The following is a 17382-nucleotide window of genomic DNA, read 5'->3' on the forward strand; positions in this document are numbered from 1 at the left end:
TGTGTATGTCTTAACGGTATGCTGACCTGGAGGTTCTTCGCGTATTTCACGTTTGAAAACCATCTGTACCACTTAGCCCTGATCCGCGTGACTTTTGGAATACTTTTTATGCCGAAAAGCCGCCCACTGGTTGAACATGTGAGACCAATAGGCGACTTTTCGTGTGAAAAATTTAGGGGAGCGGCATTAGTTCAGGTGCAGCGCATCGTTGAGTTCCACGGTGTTCTTGGCACGCGGCAGAACCTCGATTGCACCCGAGACCGAATTGCGGCGGAACAGCAGGTTTGAGACCCCCGAAAGCTCGGCGGCCTTGACCGCGCGCGGTTCCTTGCCCGGAATGAGCACGCTCACGCGCGATCCGGCGGTCACATACAGACCGGCTTCCACCACGCAGTCGTCGCCGAGCGCGATGCCGATACCCGACTCCGCACCCAGTAGGGAACGCTCACCAATCGAGACGCGCTGCGTGCCGCCGCCAGAGAGCGTCCCCATCGTAGAGGCGCCGCCGCCCACGTCGGAGCCGTCGCCCACCACAACGCCTTGGGAAATGCGCCCCTCAACCATCGACGTACCCAAGGTGCCCGCATTGAAATTCACGAAGCCCTCGTGCATGACCGTGGTACCGGGGCTCAGATGCGCACCCAGACGCAGGCGGTCGCCGTCGCCCACACGCACCCCGGCGGGAACCACATAATCCACCAGGCGCGGGAACTTATCGATATGGCTCACACTCAGGTGCCCGAGCTTACGAAGCCCCAGCGCAAGTTTCTGAAACTCGCTGGCGAGTACCGGTCCGTGATTCGTCCACGCCACGTTTGCCAGTTTGCCGAACAGTCCGTCCAGATTGATGCTGTTCGGGCGTACCAGCGTATGCGAAAGTAAGTGCAGGCGCAGGTAAGCATCGACCGCATCCTCGGGGGCCTCATCCAGGTTGATGGAGGCAGTGCGCACCTCAGTACGGGCGTTACGTTCGGGGTGGTCGGCGACGAGCGCATCCAGCTCATCGGCGAGAGAAAGGTCGGGGGTCTGGGTTAGCGCGGGGGCGGGGAACCAAGCATCGAGCACGGTCCCAGCCTCATTCCCGGCGGCCACGACATTCACCAGCGCGACGCCGGAAGCATAACGGGATTCGGAAGATAGGTTTTCAGACATGCCCACCATTATAGATGCGCTATCGGGCGCCGTATAGGGAAACCGCGCGGCCTCCCACGGGTTGAAATGCTAGGGTTGAACACGAAGACTGTTGCGCAACCACGGAAGATCCCTTGATGACCACTTCGCTTGATCTGAATGTTTCGATGCCCGAACTCACCCGCACGCTCCTTGATATTTATTCGGTTCTCCGGGGAAGAAAAAACTATTGCAGACGCCGTCTATGAGGCTCTCAGCGCATATCCGCATCTGCATCTCACCCGCGATGGTGACGCTATGATAGCCCGTACCGAATTTGGCCCCCGCAACGGTGAGGAACGCACGCGCATTCTGCTGGCTGGTCACCTGGATACCGTGCCCCTGCCCACGGTTGCGGGATCGCTCGGAACCGTACCCGCAAGCATTGTTGAAGATAACGGGGACTGGATTCTCTACGGGCGCGGTGCCACCGATATGAAGGGCGGCGTTGCGGTGCAGCTCAAATTGGCGGCAGAACTGGGCGAGCACGATACCGACTACAACCTCACCTACGTGTTCTACGACCATGAGGAAGTCGCCAGCGAACTTTCCGGCATGGCGCGGCTCATTCGCAACCACGGTGAGCTTCTGACTGACGCTGATTTTGGTGTGCTCTTGGAACCCACCGACGGCACTATTGAGGGCGGATGCAATGGTACGATGCGTTTCTACCTGCGCACCGCCGGGCTCGCGGCGCACTCCGGGCGTGCCTGGAAGGGTGAAAACGCAATCCACAAGCTCGCTGGGGCGCTGCGTGTTCTGGAGGAATACGAGCCGCAAACTTACGAGGTTGAGGGGCTAGCGTACCGTGAAGGGCTCAACGCCGTTCAGGTTTCCGGGGGAGTTGCCGGGAACGTTATTCCCGATGCTGCCGCCCTGCACATTAACTACCGGTTTGCCCCGAATAAGACCCTGGATGAGGCAAAAGCGCACGTCACTGAACTTTTCAACGGCTATGAGCTCGACTTCGTAGACCTTTCGCCGGCGGCGCGGCCCGGATTAGATACCCCGCTGGCGGCATCACTTATCGCGGCTGTCGGGCAGGAACCCAAACCCAAATACGGGTGGACAGATGTGGCGCGGCTCAGTGAGATTGGTATTCCTGCGGTGAATTTTGGTCCCGGCGATGCGCTCCTCGCTCACACCGACAACGAGCACGTGAGCTTCAGCGCACTTACCCGCTGCTATACCGATCTGCTTTTTTGGCTGCATACCGAAGTCGATGAAGACTAACCGATAAACCCTACACCGATACAAATACGCACTTTAATATCTGTGCCAGCCGGGCAGGTAGGCTAGACTGAACAGATAGAGTAAATCTATGAGCCGCGATGCGCCGCCCACCCGCTGGATGCGTTATTGTATGCAGGCAACGGCGATCAGCAGCTACTTTGGGTACGCCTTAAGAAACACGTGTTTCCTATGACAGGCGTATCTGAGGGCTCATAGGACCCGTGAACCGAACCTGAACCGAAAAGGTATCCCATGAACATCCTGATCACGCTTCTGGCGGTGGTGGTTCTGATCCTCACCCTGCTGGGAACTTTTGGTCTCACCAGCCAGCGACTATACCCCGGCAAGAAGTTAGCGGCCTATATCGCTCGGGATGGACTAGACGTGTTTGCGGGTAAAACGGCACCTCGGGAGTCCGTAAGCGACGAAAGCACCTTGACCTCATCACCGGTTCTACCTCAACATTCCCGATGAACAATCCCTCTGATAAAACTCCCCAGCAGCACACCACCGTGCCCTCTATTCCCTGGAGCTCAGCGAACAAACCGGCGACGCAGGTTAAACCTGCCAGCGCATCCAGCCGAGATGAGGATAAAAACCCCTCAAAAACCTCTACCCTCAATGCCGATATCACATGGTTGTATATAGCATCGGGGGAGCGTTTGCGCCGTATGGGCGAGGCCTTTCTAAGACTTCCCGCTTGGCTGCAAGTCATGCTCGTTTACGCTTTCAGCCGCGTCTGGGGATTTATTATTTTTTCTGTGGTTGGCAACCAACAGCTGCTCGGTCCCTGGGGCCAGCATCTGGGGTACCTTCCCTTCATTAGCACCTGGGATTCCAGCTGGTACGGGCAGATTGCGCAATCCGGGTACCCGAGTAAGCTGCCCTATGATTCCACCGGAGCGGTGGCACAAAATCCCTGGGCATTTTACCCGCTATTCCCGCTGCTCGCTGGCAGTATTAACCGGATTACAGGGATCGGTTATTATCCGGTAGCGGCTACCGTGGCACTCTTGGCTGGGTTCGCTGCCGCATGGGTTATCTACCTGCTCTTCACCACGAGCCTGAATATTGTGGGTTACCGAGACCAATCGCATGGCGAAAATGTATCTGAGGCAGCGTCGAGCACCGAAGACCCGAAGGATGTAAAAACTTCACGGCACAATCTGGCGCTCTGGGCGGTTGCGGCGGTAGCGTTTCTGCCGGTTGCCCCGGTGCTGCAAGTGCCCTATGCCGAATCCTTAAACCTCGTATTCCTCGTTTGGGCTCTGCTGTTGATGATGCGCAAGCAGTATCTGCTCATGATGCCCGTCGCGCTCCTGGCATGCTTGTCCCGCCCGGTTGGAGTACCCTTGGGTGCCACCGCCGGGCTATGGTGGTTCGCCTGCCTGATTACAGAGGCTAAGGCACAGCAGCAGCGCCGCCAGCGCGGCGAAGACCAAGAAGGATTCGAGAGCGTTTTCTTACGCAGCCTGCCGCAGCTTGGCAGTGCCCTTTTCATCTGCTTCTGCGCGCTCATCTGGCCAATCTATGCCTGGCAAATAACCGGTCGTATTGATGCCTACACCGCCACCGAAACCGCCTGGCGCCAGGGCGATCTTGCACCCGTGGCACCCTGGATTTCTCAGGGTATAGCATATTTCGGGTACTTTACGATCCTCCTTTTCCCGCTCCTGATTGTGGGGTATGCAGCCTTTCTGGCAAGCCCGCTCGTGAAACGGGTTCTCGCAAGTCCTATCATCCTCTGGTGCGCATGTTACGGCGCCTATCTACTGATTTTCCTCAACCCGCAGTCTTCAACTTTCCGGCTGCTTCTGCCCCTCTTTCCACTCATGCTTCCTATCGTGGCGATATCCTCTTCGCGCGCCTACCGGTGGCTGCTGATTGGTTCCGGGGCTCTTCTGCAGTTTGTCTGGGTGGGCTGGCTGTGGCATTGGAAGCAACTACCGGGCGGCGGGGACTACCCGCCCTAAACCGAACGGTATACCCAGGCGCATCCCGGCGAGAACTTACGGCGGGATGCGCATCACATATAGACGATAAAACCGTGTAGCTCAGTGCGAAACACCTCATAAAAGCCTTCGTGGCAATTCCCGTCGTACTCAAGATGCTGGTACTCTATATCTTGTGTTTGGTATTAGTGGCACTGAGTTCGTCGTCTTAGCCGTTCTCACGTTCTTCGTGATCGGCCCCGAACGCATGCCCGAATACGTGCGCCAAATCAAGGAACTCATCAAAACAGTTCGTCGAATGGCCTTCGACGCCCGAGACGAGTTTAAAGATACGCTGGGGGATGCAACACTCAACGAAATCAACTGGCGTCAGTATGATCCCCGTCAGTATGACCCCCGCGTTATTGTGCGCGAAGCCTTCGCGGAAGACGATGCAGAACGGGCACGTGAAGCTAAAGAACGCTCCGAAGCGAACAAGCCCGCCGCATCAAATCTAAACCGGCTGCCGCGCGGTGCCTACGCTCCCTACGATACGGAAGCGACCTAAACAAGGCTTAGATTCTATGGAAGATCCCCTAGCCCTACGGCAGGGGATTTACTATGTGCGAAGCCCTAGCGGCAGTCACATAGATAAAGCCTTGAGAAACATAAATCTTCAGCAAAAACATCACCTAACTTCCGAGACACCGCACCGCCCAGGAGAATACGCCGATGAGCGAAAGCCTTGATAGCCCCACGTATGGTGAGGCGGAAAAACCACGGGACCCCATTTCACCGCTAAACCCGCGCAGGGCAGAACGTTTTAATCCCACTCGTTTTACCTTACATACCGGCGGCTTCTCCTTTTTCGACTCCCTCGGTACTTCCGCGACTGCTGCTCTGCGCCGGGTGGCGCATCGTTTTGCTGCGTTACCGGCCTGGGCTCAGGTGCTGAGTATTTGGGCACCCAGCCGCCTATGGGGTTTTATCGTTTTCTGGATCGTCGGTATGCAGCAGGTTGCCGGTCAGCAGAAAAAGGGCGACGGCCATGTGCCCACCCTTCTTGAATATTTAGGGTGGTGGGACGCCGAATGGTACGAACGGATTTACAAGAACGGATACCCCATCCAACTACCCATATACGATAACGGAGTTGTTGGGCATAATACGTGGGCTTTCCTTCCTGCCCAACCTACTATTGCAGGGTTCATAGCCGATACCACGGGTATTCCTTTTGTCCTCAGCACTGTGATGCTCAGCGTAGTGGTGAGCTTTGCCCTCGCGTGGGTCATCTACCTGCTCTTCGTGGGATGCCTCAACTGGCGTGAGCACGGAGTATTCGAGATTCGTGCGAGCCAGGAATCACCGCATCGTTCCCTGGCGCTATGGTCGGTTGCTGCCTATGGCTTTTGCGGGCCAGCGGTTATTTTTGGAACCGGGTATGCGGAGTCTCTGACCATTTTCGCGATCGCCCTGTTTATCCTACTTTTGGCATATGACCGGTACCTTTGGGCTATACCGGTGGCCTTCCTCGCCACGCAGTCCCGACCTGTCGGCGTGCCCCTCGGAGCGCTCGCGGGTATATGGTGGCTGTATTGTGTGGTCTCTGAATACCGTGTTCGCCGCGCGACTGATGGGCCTTCGGCCCTCAGCACCGGGCAAGCCTTGATGAGTGCGTTCGCGGCACGATCCCTGCACCTTATCAGTGCCTTGATCGTGTGTTTCTTCGCGCTGGGGCATGCGCTTCACGCAGCAATTGCGACTGGGCGAATAGACGCTTATCTTGCCACTGAAATAGGCTGGAGCGGGCGTACCGTCGATGATGGGCAGCACTATGTGGTGCAATGGGTTACCAACCTGAATACCTATTTGCCGCAGTGGAACATGTGGGCTGTTGCCCTGCTGGTTGCCGTAGGGTTCTTCGCTTATTTTTGCTGGATTTTTTCGCGTAGCACCCGTTCTCTGCTGCATCCCGTCATGCTGATCTGGTGTGCTGCCTATATGGTTTATCTGGGGGTCTTCTGGCTTCCGCAGACCTCAACATTCCGTATTCTGCTGCCTCTTTTCCCACTTGCGCTCGTGCTCATAAACTATGGAAAAGACTCAAGGGCGTACCGCTGGCTTTTGGTGTTCTTCGGGCTTGTTTTACAGCTGATATGGGTAGGTTGGCTGTGGCATAGTCACGGTCCGGGGGACTTGAATATACCCTAATGATTGTGCCCTTTGAGCGTTCGGGTGGGTGGTCCCCGGGATGCTCTTGTCCTAAACCCTGAGGCGTTCGGTTGCGCATAAGTATGCTGGGCATCGAGAATACGAATCTCGATGCCCAGCATACTTATATTCTTGTGAGCTCTTCTGCGAGCTATCCGAGAAACTCTATACGATTAGCGACAGCGGCTTGCCCGCCAGGGAATCCTTGCGGTGCAAGAGTTGTGCAGCAATATTCTTAATTTCTACAGAAGTTGCGGACTCCGGGTGGCCCCACACCACGGGTATACCCTCATCACCGCCGGTACGCAGGGCAACATCAAGAGGAACCGAACCGAGCAGCGGCACCGGATAGTCCAGCGCCTCGGTCAGACGTTTTGCCAGATGCTCGCCGCCGCCTGAACCGAACATCTCTAACACAGTACCGTCGGGTAGAGTCATCGCCGCCATATTCTCGATCACGCCCACCACCTTTTGCTGTGTCTGCAGGCTGAGGGTACCGGCACGTTCAGCAACATCCACCGCCGCATGCTGCGGGGTGGAGACCAGAATCAACTCAGCGTTGGGAAGCAGCTGTGCCATTGAGATCGCAATATCGCCGGTACCCGGGGGAAGATCAAGCAGCAGAACATCGAGCGCGCCAAAGTGAACGTCAAGAATGAACTGTTCAAGCGCCCGGTGCAGCATCGGTCCGCGCCAGGCGACGGGCTGATTATCTTTGAGAAACATGCCAATTGAAATAACTTTCACAAAACCGCCGGATGCGCCAGCCGCCGACTCGTGCCCGCCCGTATCGTCTTTACCTCGTACCGAGGCGGGAATGTCTACGGTCGGGGGAATAATGAGGTCATCCAGTCGGGTGGGGGCTTCCGTAATGCCCATGAGTCCCGGGATTGAGAAGCCGTGCACATCCGCGTCGATAATGCCGACGGCAAGACCTCGCGAGGCAAATGCCGCCGCGAGATTTGCGGTCATGGAGGATTTCCCCACGCCTCCCTTACCGGAAACCACCCCGAAGATGCGGGTGAGCGATCCGGGCGCGGTAAAGGGATTGGTGCGTTCGGGCTTGAGCCGGGATTTGAGGGCGCCGCGCTGTTCGGAGTTCATGGCACCAAGCTCAAGCTGCACGCGATCGATGCCGGTGACGGCAGCAGCCGCCTCGCGCACTTGGGCGTCGATTGTGTTCTTGAGCGGGCAACCCTCAATGGTCAGCAGAACTTTCACCTGGGCATAACGCCGCTGCGGGTCGTCTTCTTCGGCGAGAACCCGGGCATATTCCACCATGCCAAGTTCGGTGATAGGACGGCGCAGCTCGGGGTCTTCCACGCGCGCGAGCGCCGCCCAGAGCGCATCCTCAAGGGGATTATCGGGCGCCGGTTCGTTCTCGCGGGAACGATCGTGCGGTGTGGCGTTAGGGCTACTCATGGTATCTCCTCAGCGCGTTCATATGAGGGTATGTATCGTCGCGGTGACGATGCCGCACCGGGCGATAAAAACACCGCCGCTTAGATGGTTGGCTGCGGTGCTACTATCATGCGCGTTTGCGCATTATTTGTCTAGGCTGGTGTTCTGCGAGCTTAAGAGCTTAACCGGGTTGCGGAACACACTTTAGGATGTGGGTCGTTCGCCTTTATGCGCCGTTGGTGCCTTGGCGTCAGGAGAATTTTCGGTATTAGCAGTGTGACTTTCAGCCTCGGTGTTTTCTTCCCCGTCTAAGTCTTCAAGCTCTTCGATATCGTCGCCAATATCCTGCAGCTGTTCGGCTTGGCGTTCCTGCTCCTCTTGAATAGATTTCAGCTCTTCCAAAATATCCCGAAGCTCGCTGCGCACGAAGTCGCGGGTGGCAACCTCGCGCAGGGCGATGCGCAGCGAAGCGATCTCGCGCGTCAAATACTGTGTCTCTTCAAGGTTTTGCTGATCGCGTTTGCGGTCTTCGGAGGCGACCACGCGGTCGCGGTCATCCTGCCGGTTCTGCGCCAACAGCAGCAGGGGAGCGGCGTAGGATGCCTGCAATGAGAGCATCAGAGTGAGCAGGGTGAAGTTGAGGCTTCGCGGGTCGAACTGCAGCTCTTCGGGGGCGAGCGTATTCCAGCCCAGCCACACTCCACAGAAGACGGTCATCCACAGCAAAAATTGAGGCGTACCCATGTACCGAGCGAACGCCTCAGTCATACGTCCGAAAGCGTCCGGGTTCGGGTTGTACGCAAAAAGCTTGTTCTTGCGCTCTGCCGGGGTGCTCAGTTGAGACTCAGCGCGGTTACCGCTCCTGCTGTTTTCCCGGGTGTCGCGGCTGCGTTCGGCGTATTTCTTTTCGAGACGGTCTTTGAGGATGCGCGCTTTATCGATCCTCGGATTTTCCTCGTGCTTCAGGTTTTCGTTGCGGCGGTTCTGATCAGACAAAGCGTCGCCCTACCTTTCGTACGGGGGTTCCGTCGTCGAATGTGCGCCAGTCTTCGGGCAGGAGCGCATCGAGTACGTCGTCAATCGTGACCGCACCGACCAGTCGGTGAGATTCGTTCACGATGGGGATAATGGTCAAGTCGTAGGCGGCGAGTACGCGCGCTAATTCCGCAAGACTTGCCTGGTCAGAGACCGGTTCGGTGTCTGTGTCGAGAATGTGGCCGATCGATTCGCTTGGCGGCACCCGCAAAAGCTGCTGCATATGCACCAGCCCCAAATATTTGCCGGTCGGCGTTTCGAGGGGCGGTCGGGCTACCAAAACTGCGGCGGCCATCGCGGGCGAGATTTCTTCGGCGCGAATATGCGCTAGCGCCTCGGCAACTGTGGCTTCGGGGGAGAGGATAATCGGTACCGGGTTCATGAGCGAACCGGCGGTGCCCTCGTCATATTCGAGCAGGCGGCGCACATCGTCTGCCTCATCCGGTTCCATGAGTTCCAGCAGCTTTTCACGCTGCACGTCGTCGAGCTCAATCAGCAGGTCGGCGGCGTCATCCGGTTCCATCTCTTCGAGCACCTGCGCGGCGCGTTCGTCTGCTAGGTAGGAAAGAATTTGTACCTGGTCCTCTTCGGGTAGCTCTTGAAGCACGTCCGCCAGGCGCTCATCCTGCAGTTCCGCCGCGATTTCGACCATGCGTTTATCGTTCATCTCGTGGATCGCATCGGCAAGGTCGGCAGGTTTAGAATTTTCGTGGTTCGCCACGAAAGCGGTCGCGGCCTGCGGCTCCAGCTCGGTGGAGAGCATTGCCTGATCCCAGTCCACCACCAGGGTCTCTTTGGAGCGGCGGCGCCACCCGCTGGAACTGCTCACACGGGATACGAAGAGTTCGGTCACGCCCCAATCACCGTTGCGGCGCTGTTCAATGGCGACGTCTTCGATCACGGCATCCCCGCTGCCGTCGAGCAGGCGCACACGGCGGTCGAAAAGTTCGCCCACAACCAGAGTCTCGGAGTTGCGTTGTTCAAAGCGGCGCAGATTCACGAGCCCGGTTGAAATAATTTGTGAGGCGTCGATGCTGCGCACACGGGTCATTGGCATGAAGACACGCTTTTTGCCGAGCACCTCAATAATGATGCCCACGACCACGGGTTCGCTGCCTTTGCGCAGGTGAGCACCAGCCGCCAGCGCCGCGCCAAAACCGCGCTTGAGTACGACCACATCACGCAGGCGACCGAGGCGATCACCGAAGGGGTCGAAGACATCAAGACCGAGCAGGCGGGCGATATAAATTTTGCTGGGGGCGCTGAATTTAGTATTGCTCACTCTATCTAGGGTACGCTGTGAACCCCGAATACGCACTTCACCAGTGCTTTAGGCACGCTGCGAGTCATGACTGGTGTGGGGCTGCAGGCCCTAACCGATGCGCAAAATTTTTCTATGCGTGGGGAACTAAGCCCATCGCAAATATCCCGCCGCCTGCAGGCCCTCTGCCGGTAAAATATAGGGCATGACTCAGATGCCTCCCAATATGCCCCCGTCTTCTTATTTAGCGTCTCGCCTGGCGCAGGCTAACGGACAGCTTATGCCTCAGGGTGAACCCGTGGCAGCCTTCAGCCGCCGTGAAGAAGCCTTTGCCGCTTTTGACGTGCTTGCCGCCGCGAACTACCCCATTACCGCGCTCTACCTGGTGAACGAAGGACTCAAACAGGTCGAATACCCCACCCAGCAGGGGTACGGCCGTCCGCTTCTGGTCGCTCTTATCCAGGGTATTCTTGCGGGCCTGTTCTACTCAGCGTTAGTTTCCACCGCGGGCACGAACTTCTGGGCTGCCGCCTCGTCAGCCGTGCCGATCGCTGTTGCGGTTTTCGTGGTCTGGAAAATTTTTGAGCTTCGCCGCGGCGGTTCCGGTCGCTACCCGATGCGCGGTGAGGCAGTCCCGGAACGCACCATAGTCTACGCCCTGAGTGATTATTCTTCGGAGGCGCGGCGCATCCTCTCGGCGAACCCGCTGTTTCAGAAGGCGGTAGCTTCGGCATCCTCGGGAACGCCGAGTGCAGGTACCGGCTTGCCCCATGCCGCCAGCCCCTATGTCTCTTATACACCAACGTCTGCCGGTGAATCTTCGCAGGCTCCGAGCACCCCGTCGACTGTGACGGATCAGCAAGGTGGCTACACCGAAAACCGCGATAGCGCTGCCAAGAACCCGAATCCCGAGCAAGCGGATGCGGGCGGACAACAGGGTATAGCGGCACAGGAGATTCCGTGGCAAAGCCCAGCCGGTGGGGATTCCCAAGCGACACAAGCCGCTGCATCACAGACTGCCATGCAGCAAACCCAGTCCGACGATTCTTCTGAGCAGTCTTCGCCCGCCGCCGACACCCGCGAGCACAAGTCTCAGACGCAAGCGGCACAGCGGTTCGGTCTGCGCATTGACGATCCGGAAGAATATGCCAAAACTATCCGGCAAGCTCCAACTCGTGAGACTCCTAAGCCCAAGGGAGTCAAGGAAGACTAGCGTCCAACGCCACAGAGGCATCTGACACAACGAAAAAGTCCCCGCAGCCAGGACAGGACTGGCTTCGGGGACTTTCGTTTGTGAAACTAAGAGACTACTGGGCGAGCTTCGCCATCCACGCTTCAATCTCTTCAACCGTGCGGGGCAGTGCCGCCGAGAGGTTTACATTGCCGTCCTCGGTGCACAGCACGTCATCTTCCAAGCGAATACCGATGCCGCGGTACTCCTCAGGAACAGACAAATCCTCATCCTTGAAGTACAGCGCGGGTTCAATCGTGAAGACCATGCCCGGCTCCAAAGTTGCGCCGGTGTACAGCTCCGCCTTCGCCTGCGCGCAGTCGTGCACATCCAAACCCAAATGGTGGCTGGTGCCGTGCGGCATCCACCGGCGATGCTGACCACCCTCAACCGTCAAAGAAACCTCAGCCGAAACAGGCAGCAGCCCCCACTCCTCCAGACGATGCGCCAGCACCTCCATCGCGGCATCGTGAATCTCATGGAACTTACGACCCGGCACAGCAACCTTGAACGCCGCATCCGCAGCATCCAACACCGCGTTATAGACCTTCGCCTGAACCTCGGTGAACTTGCCGTTCACCGGGAACGTGCGGGTTACATCGGCGGTGTACAGGGTATCGTCCTCAACACCAGCATCCAGCAGCAGCAGCTTGCCCTCATCCACGGTGCCGTTATTGCGAATCCAGTGCAGAATCGTCGCGTTATTCCCGCACGCCGCAATCGTGTCATAGCCCAGGTCGTTGCCGTCGGTACGTGCCACCGAGAAAAACGCTGTCTCCACCACGCGCTCACCACGATGATGCGCCACCGCCTTCGGAAGCTCACGCACGACCTCCTCAAAGCCCTTAACCGTCATATCGACCGAACGCTGCAGGTTCTCAACCTCGATTTCATCCTTAATCAGGCGGGCCTCAGAGAGTGCCACCGTCAGCTCAGAATCGAGCTTATCGGATTCCTCCAGCGCAACGCCCGTGTTATACCGGGAGGTATCAACCAGCGCATCAATGGAAGGATCAACCTCACGCACCAGTCGGATGCGCACCCCGCCCAACGCCTGAGCTCCGGCGTTCTTCGTAATCGCAACTTCAAGCTCCGAAAGGTCCTTCGTCCGCACACCGTAACGCTCCGAAAACTCCTTGAGCGTGGGGCGCGGACCAACCCAGAACTCGCCGTAGCGCGCATCCGCATAAAACTGCGTGGTGTCACGGCCAGCCAACGGGCGGAAATACAGGGTAACCTCATGGTTCGAGCCGTTATCGCCGGTGCCCTCATCTACGGGCTCAAAAACCAGCACGGCGTCAGCCTCATGATCAACACCCAACCCGGTCTGGTGTGCAAACGCCGAATGCGGGCGGAAACGGTAATCGCAATCGTTCGAGCGAACCTTCAGCGGCCCTGCGGGCAGAACCAGGCGCTCACCCGGGAACTTTTGGGAAATCTTCTTACGACGCTGCGCCGCAAAATCGGCAACGCGTTCGCGGGTATAGCCATCATCAGCAGCGGGCTCCCAATTAGATGCGATGAACTCCTGAAAAGCTGATGCTTTGGGGGTATCGCGGTGATCTGTTGTTGGAGCTCCGGTGCTCTTCTTCGTATTTTCAGTCATAGTTGTATTCTATCCCACGCGCCGCGAGAAATCGCCGGTATACCGCCGCTATTTTCCGCAGGAAATCGCCTTGAGCAAGGCGCTATCGCGGGTGAGGCGGACGCGGGGTGCGTTAGAGTTAGAACTATGACCGAACGTTACGATCTGCATATTCACTCCGCAATTTCCGATGGTACTCAGCCGCTCACCGAATTAATTCCGCTTATTCGTAAGGCGGGACTGACAGGATTCGCGCTTACCGACCATGACACCGCGTGCGGATGGTCGCAGGCGGCCGAGCTGGCGGGGGAGTACGGGCTGGATTTTCTGCCCGGTGCCGAGTTTTCGTGCCGGTACACGTACTGCGATGAGCAGGGGCGAAAGCGTACTAAGAGCGTGCATCTGCTGGCCTACGGGTATGACCCGCAATCCTCCGAGTTGGCGCGGCGAGTTGAGGAAATTCGGCGCTCGCGTGCGGGGCGGGCACGGCGCATCGTTGAGCTGCTATCCGCAGACTACCCGCTCACCTGGGAGCATGTGCAGGAACAGACGGGTGAAGAGAATGCATCGGTGGGGCGCCCACATATTGCGGATGCGCTGATCGCCGCCGGAATCGTCGCCAGCCGTGAGGAAGCGTTCGGTCGTATTCTTTATGCGGGCTCACCCTACTATGTGCCGCAGGAGAGCATGGACCCGCTGGAGGCGACCCGGCTGGTGCGCGCGGCGGGCGGTGTGCCGGTGGTGGCGCATCCGATGAGTGAAAACCGTGGGCCTGCGTTGCCGCTTGAGTACCTGGGTCAGATGGCGGATGCGGGCCTCGCCGGGATCGAGGTCTACCATCGCGAAAATTCTGAGCCGAACCGTGCGCGTCTGCTGGAATTTGCGCGCGGTCGCGAGCTTTTGGTGACAGGTTCCAGCGACTATCACGGCGCGGGCAAACCAAACCAGCTGGGGGAGAATACCACTGCCCGCGAAACTGTTGAGGCGATCCGCGCCCAGATTCGCAGCTAAAGCTCGCCGCCGACAACTAAAGTAATCACTGTAAGTCGTACACTTTGCCGCATATCGTACGGTTAAACCCTACGAAGATGCAGCAAAGTGTACGGCATACGCCGGGTCAGTCCGCTATGAAGACGGCGCCGTCTCCTTGACCTGCTTCCGCTTCTTCGTCAGCTCGTGGCGTTTGCGGTCTTTACGCAGTTTTTCGCGGGCCTGGATGCGCAGCTCGCGTTCCAAAATATCGGTCGAAGGATGCCGCACAAACTGGCTGTGCGCCCCGTCAATAGGCTTCACACGCTCCCGAATCTTCTCGCTCTGTTCCGCCAGTGCGCGCCGTGATGCCGCCGTGAGCGCATCCCGAGAGGTACCCCCGCGAACCCCCACGTGACGATGCGGAGTAAACAGCACCGCCGCACCGCGCGGCACACCGCGGTAGTCGGCAAACGATTCGGCATCCACGTTCAGGCGTTTCGCCATAACCTCAATCGCGGGCGGGTTCTGATCCACGCACACGAACCTGCGCCCCAATGCCGCCGCAGCCGCACCGGTGGTACCGGAACCAGCGAAGAAATCCAGCACCCAGTCGCCCGGGCGTGATGAAGCAGCAATCATCCGCTTGAGCAGACCCAGCGGCTTTTGCGTGGGGTACCCGGTCTTTTCCTTACCCGTGGGCGAAACGATCGTATGCCACCACACATCGGTGGGGAGTTTTCCGCGCGCCGCTTTCTCTTCGGTCACCAGACCGGGTGCCATATAGGGTTCACGGTCTACCGCATCCGCATTGAAGTAGTATTCCTGCGGGTTCTTGACATACATCAAGATATTGTCGTGCTTAGTGGGCCAGCGCTTTGTCGATTTTGCGCCGTAGTCGTAGGCCCAAATGATCTCGTTGATAAAACAATCGCGCCCAAAAATCATGTCGCACATGACCTTGGCGTAGTGAACTTCACGCCAATCGAGGTGCAGGTAGAGGGTGCCATCCTCTGTGAGCAGACGGTGAGCCTGCCTAATACGCGGCTCTAAGAACGCCCAGTAGTCCTCAAAAGCATCGTGATAACTCGCAAGGGTTTGCAGGGCACTCGTGTAGCTTTTGCCCTGAAATCCGGTACGATTACCGTTGCCTTTACCCTGTTCTTCGCCTTCTGCAGCGGGGGCGGTTTTGAGGGTACGCCGAGTTTGAGTTTTGCCGGTGTTAAACGGCGGATCAATGTAGATCACAGTGAACGAGGCACTTGGCAGCTCGCTCAGATACGCCAGATTATCGGCCTGAACCACCAGCGATGAACCATTCGGATCGAAAACTGGAACATCGCCGGTGCCCGACCGTTTGGGCACAGATGTATCGGTGGAGGATACTGCTTCGCTCACTCGCTATTTACTCCTCACCCGATGCGGTATCAGACTTTTTTCGACCCGCTTTCTTAGCTGCAGTCGAGTCTGCCTTGCCCTTATTCCCGGAACGGCGACGGCTGCGGCGGCGCGACGAGTCTTTAGACTCTGTTTTCTCGACCGAGCCATCCTTGGCAGAGCCGGATTTCTTAGCCGATTTTTTCTCGGCGGATTTCCCTGCGGTTTTCTCGGTGCGCGTCTCAACAGCTTCACCCTCAACGCGTCGGGTACGACGACGCGGTCGGCGTTCACGCTTCGGTGCGGCATCCTTCGAGGGCGAATCCTCCCCGCGCTTTTCGGACTTCGCCTTGCGGGAACCGCCGCGGGAGCCGCGGGGTTTAGAACCGCGCGAACGCGAGCCCCGAGAGGAACGGGAACCGCCCCGCGAAGAGCGCGAGTCGCCATAATCATCAAGGTGCTCCGCATCCAAACCTTCAAGAGTCTGCTCGGAACGCGGCAGGCAGCCCTTGGTTCCCGGCGGAATATCCAGATCGTAGAACAGATGCTCAGAAGAAGAATAAGTTTCTACGGGGTCGGAAACGCCTAGATCGAGCGCATCATTAATGAGGCGCCACCGGGCAATATCTTCCCAATCCACGAAGGTTACGGCGGTACCCTCATGACCCGCACGGCCGGTACGCCCGGTGCGGTGCAGATAGGTTTTCTCGTCTTCGGGCACGCGATGGTTAATCACATGGGTCACGTCTTCCACATCAATACCGCGAGCCGCAACATCGGTCGCCACCAGAATATCCACCTTGCCGTTGCGGAAAGCACGCAAAGCCTGCTCGCGAGCGCCCTGATTGAGGTCGCCGTGCAGGGGAGCGGCGGCGAATCCGCGCGCGATAAGCTCATCGGCAACGCGCGCAGCATCGCGTTTGGTCTTCGTGAAGATCACGGTGCGTCCACGCCCATGAGCACGCAGGATGCGGCCGAGCATTTCGTCCTTATCCATATGGTGCACGCGGTAAACCACCTGACGAATCGAGGCCTTGGTCTTGGCGTGATCTTCCGGGTCTGCCGCGCTAATATGCATGGGCTTAGTCATGTATTTGCGCGCCATCGTGATTACCGGGCCGGGCATCGTCGCCGAGAACAGCATGGTCTGGCGGTCGGTGGGTAGGTATCCCATGATTTTTTCGACGGAAGGTAAAAAGCCTAGGTCGAGCATCTCATCGGCCTCATCTAACACCACCGTCTTAACCTGGGTGAGGGTGAGCGCACCGTGCTGGTACAGGTCGATCAGACGTCCGGGAGTGCCGACCACAACTTCCAGTCCCTTGGTGAGTTGCTCGACCTGAGGCTCGTAGGGAACACCGCCGTACAGGGTTGCCACGCGGGCATTGCGCAGTTTAGAGGCTGCCGCTAAATCGTTACCCACCTGAATTGCAAGCTCGCGGGTGGGTACCAAGATAAGTGCCTGAGGTGCCCCCGGCTTCTGCAGTGAACCCCACTGATCGTCGTCACGGCCCACCACACGCTGAATCGTGGGGAGACCGAACCCGAGGGTTTTACCGGTACCGGTTTTTGCCTGCCCAATAATGTCATGCCCGGCGAGTGCGACCGGCAGGGTCATTTCCTGGATGGGGAAGGGGCTCACAATGCCCACAGCGGCGAGTGCATCGCTAATATCTTGGCGGACCCCAAAATCGGCAAAGGACTTGGGGGAAGACTGTGGTGTTGAGGAAGGCTGGGCCTCATCGGTCGTCGCGTTTTGAGCGTCGGTCATCTCATATCTTCCTGCCCTTATCGGGCGGTTTGCGCCGCACCCGTACCTGTGCGTGAGTGTGCACAGGCGTTGTGCCGTGTAGCTGCCCGAGTACTGCGGGGAGCACGGTGTGTTCACGACGCCGGGCTGGCGCGAGGTGAAGGAAGCCGATCGCGGGAAATTCATGTTCCGAAGTCGAGCTCTTGAAGATGTACCTGCTGTAAAAGA

Annotated in this window: 13 protein-coding genes and 1 pseudogene; 7 read left to right on the forward strand and 7 right to left on the reverse strand. The window is 58.1% G+C overall.

What is annotated here, in order from left to right:
- Positions 1–186 precede the first annotated feature (186 nt).
- The gene (gene dapD / locus HMPREF2609_RS00335) at positions 187–1161 is read right to left on the reverse strand and encodes a 2,3,4,5-tetrahydropyridine-2,6-dicarboxylate N-succinyltransferase (RefSeq protein ID WP_070534450.1); all 975 of its coding nucleotides are present in this window, start codon (positions 1159–1161) and stop codon (positions 187–189) included.
- Positions 1162–1268: 107 nt separating this feature from the next.
- Between dapD and dapE the strand changes: the two are divergent.
- The 5 genes and pseudogenes from dapE to HMPREF2609_RS00360 all read left to right on the forward strand — a co-directional run bounded on the left by dapE (position 1269) and on the right by HMPREF2609_RS00360 (position 6545).
- Positions 1269–2403, forward strand: a pseudogene (gene dapE / locus HMPREF2609_RS00340) (succinyl-diaminopimelate desuccinylase).
- 252 nt (positions 2404–2655) lie between these two features.
- Positions 2656–2877, forward strand: a complete 222-nt coding sequence (locus tag HMPREF2609_RS00345; protein ID WP_070450482.1) for a hypothetical protein — start codon at positions 2656–2658, stop codon at positions 2875–2877.
- On the forward strand, positions 2874–4376 hold the full coding sequence (locus HMPREF2609_RS00350) for a hypothetical protein (protein ID WP_070534451.1): 1503 nt from the start codon (positions 2874–2876) through the stop codon (positions 4374–4376). Before HMPREF2609_RS00345 ends, HMPREF2609_RS00350 begins: the two co-directional genes overlap by 4 nt.
- A 154-nt stretch (positions 4377–4530) precedes the next feature.
- Entirely contained in the window at positions 4531–4902 is a 372-nt protein-coding gene (locus tag HMPREF2609_RS00355) for a twin-arginine translocase TatA/TatE family subunit (protein ID WP_004005117.1), read from the forward strand.
- Positions 4903–5066: 164 nt separating this feature from the next.
- Positions 5067–6545, forward strand: coding sequence for a hypothetical protein (locus HMPREF2609_RS00360; RefSeq protein ID WP_070534452.1), 1479 nt, complete (start codon positions 5067–5069; stop codon positions 6543–6545).
- Positions 6546–6710: 165 nt separating this feature from the next.
- Here HMPREF2609_RS00360 and HMPREF2609_RS00365 read toward each other — a convergent pair whose 3' ends face one another.
- The 3 genes from HMPREF2609_RS00365 to HMPREF2609_RS00375 all read right to left on the reverse strand — a co-directional run bounded on the left by HMPREF2609_RS00365 (position 6711) and on the right by HMPREF2609_RS00375 (position 10263).
- A complete protein-coding gene (locus HMPREF2609_RS00365) occupies positions 6711–7967 on the reverse strand; it encodes a P-loop NTPase (RefSeq protein WP_070534453.1) in 1257 nt (418 codons plus the stop codon).
- A gap of 183 nt (positions 7968–8150) precedes the next feature.
- Entirely contained in the window at positions 8151–8942 is a 792-nt protein-coding gene (locus HMPREF2609_RS00370) for a DUF1003 domain-containing protein (RefSeq protein ID WP_070534454.1), read from the reverse strand.
- Positions 8935–10263 carry a magnesium transporter MgtE N-terminal domain-containing protein gene (locus tag HMPREF2609_RS00375; protein ID WP_004005110.1) on the reverse strand — a complete coding sequence of 443 codons (1329 nt, stop codon included), beginning with the start codon at positions 10261–10263 and terminating at the stop codon, positions 8935–8937. Before HMPREF2609_RS00375 ends, HMPREF2609_RS00370 begins: the two co-directional genes overlap by 8 nt.
- Before the next feature lie 184 nt (positions 10264–10447).
- Between HMPREF2609_RS00375 and HMPREF2609_RS00380 the strand changes: the two genes are divergently transcribed.
- Positions 10448–11455 carry a hypothetical protein gene (locus HMPREF2609_RS00380; RefSeq protein WP_070534455.1) on the forward strand — a complete coding sequence of 336 codons (1008 nt, stop codon included), beginning with the start codon at positions 10448–10450 and terminating at the stop codon, positions 11453–11455.
- Between the two features lie 94 nt (positions 11456–11549).
- Here HMPREF2609_RS00380 and HMPREF2609_RS00385 read toward each other — a convergent pair whose 3' ends face one another.
- Positions 11550–13079 (reverse strand): aminopeptidase P family protein, encoded by a 1530-nt coding sequence (locus HMPREF2609_RS00385; RefSeq protein WP_004005107.1) that lies wholly within the window; start codon positions 13077–13079, stop codon positions 11550–11552.
- A 126-nt stretch (positions 13080–13205) separates the two neighbouring features.
- Here HMPREF2609_RS00385 and HMPREF2609_RS00390 point away from each other — a divergent pair, with 126 nt between their 5' ends.
- A complete protein-coding gene (locus HMPREF2609_RS00390) occupies positions 13206–14069 on the forward strand; it encodes a PHP domain-containing protein (protein WP_070534456.1) in 864 nt (287 codons plus the stop codon).
- A gap of 114 nt (positions 14070–14183) precedes the next feature.
- Here HMPREF2609_RS00390 and HMPREF2609_RS00395 read toward each other — a convergent pair whose 3' ends face one another.
- Together HMPREF2609_RS00395 and HMPREF2609_RS00400 are read right to left on the reverse strand one after the other, a co-directional pair.
- Positions 14184–15425 carry a DNA-methyltransferase gene (locus HMPREF2609_RS00395; RefSeq protein WP_246825521.1) on the reverse strand — a complete coding sequence of 414 codons (1242 nt, stop codon included), beginning with the start codon at positions 15423–15425 and terminating at the stop codon, positions 14184–14186.
- A gap of 7 nt (positions 15426–15432) precedes the next feature.
- Entirely contained in the window at positions 15433–17175 is a 1743-nt protein-coding gene (locus HMPREF2609_RS00400; RefSeq protein WP_070534457.1) for a DEAD/DEAH box helicase, read from the reverse strand.
- Between the last annotated feature and the right edge of the window lie 207 nt (positions 17176–17382).

It is taken from the genome of Rothia sp. HMSC058E10, assembly GCF_001809415.1.
Taxonomy (GTDB): domain Bacteria; phylum Actinomycetota; class Actinomycetes; order Actinomycetales; family Micrococcaceae; genus Rothia; species Rothia dentocariosa.

Bases quoted from the DNA above. Each gene is read 5' to 3' on its own strand.
- dapD (WP_070534450.1), bottom strand. From the start codon at position 1,161: ATGGTGGGCATGTCTGAAAACCTATCTTCCGAATCCCGTTATGCTTCC.
- HMPREF2609_RS00345 (WP_070450482.1), top strand. From the start codon at position 2,656: ATGAACATCCTGATCACGCTTCTGGCGGTGGTGGTTCTGATCCTCACC.
- HMPREF2609_RS00350 (WP_070534451.1), top strand. From the start codon at position 2,874: ATGAACAATCCCTCTGATAAAACTCCCCAGCAGCACACCACCGTGCCC.
- HMPREF2609_RS00360 (WP_070534452.1), top strand. From the start codon at position 5,067: ATGAGCGAAAGCCTTGATAGCCCCACGTATGGTGAGGCGGAAAAACCA.
- HMPREF2609_RS00365 (WP_070534453.1), bottom strand. From the start codon at position 7,967: ATGAGTAGCCCTAACGCCACACCGCACGATCGTTCCCGCGAGAACGAA.
- HMPREF2609_RS00380 (WP_070534455.1), top strand. From the start codon at position 10,448: ATGACTCAGATGCCTCCCAATATGCCCCCGTCTTCTTATTTAGCGTCT.
- HMPREF2609_RS00385 (WP_004005107.1), bottom strand. From the start codon at position 13,079: ATGACTGAAAATACGAAGAAGAGCACCGGAGCTCCAACAACAGATCAC.
- HMPREF2609_RS00390 (WP_070534456.1), top strand. From the start codon at position 13,206: ATGACCGAACGTTACGATCTGCATATTCACTCCGCAATTTCCGATGGT.
- HMPREF2609_RS00400 (WP_070534457.1), bottom strand. From the start codon at position 17,175: ATGACCGACGCTCAAAACGCGACGACCGATGAGGCCCAGCCTTCCTCA.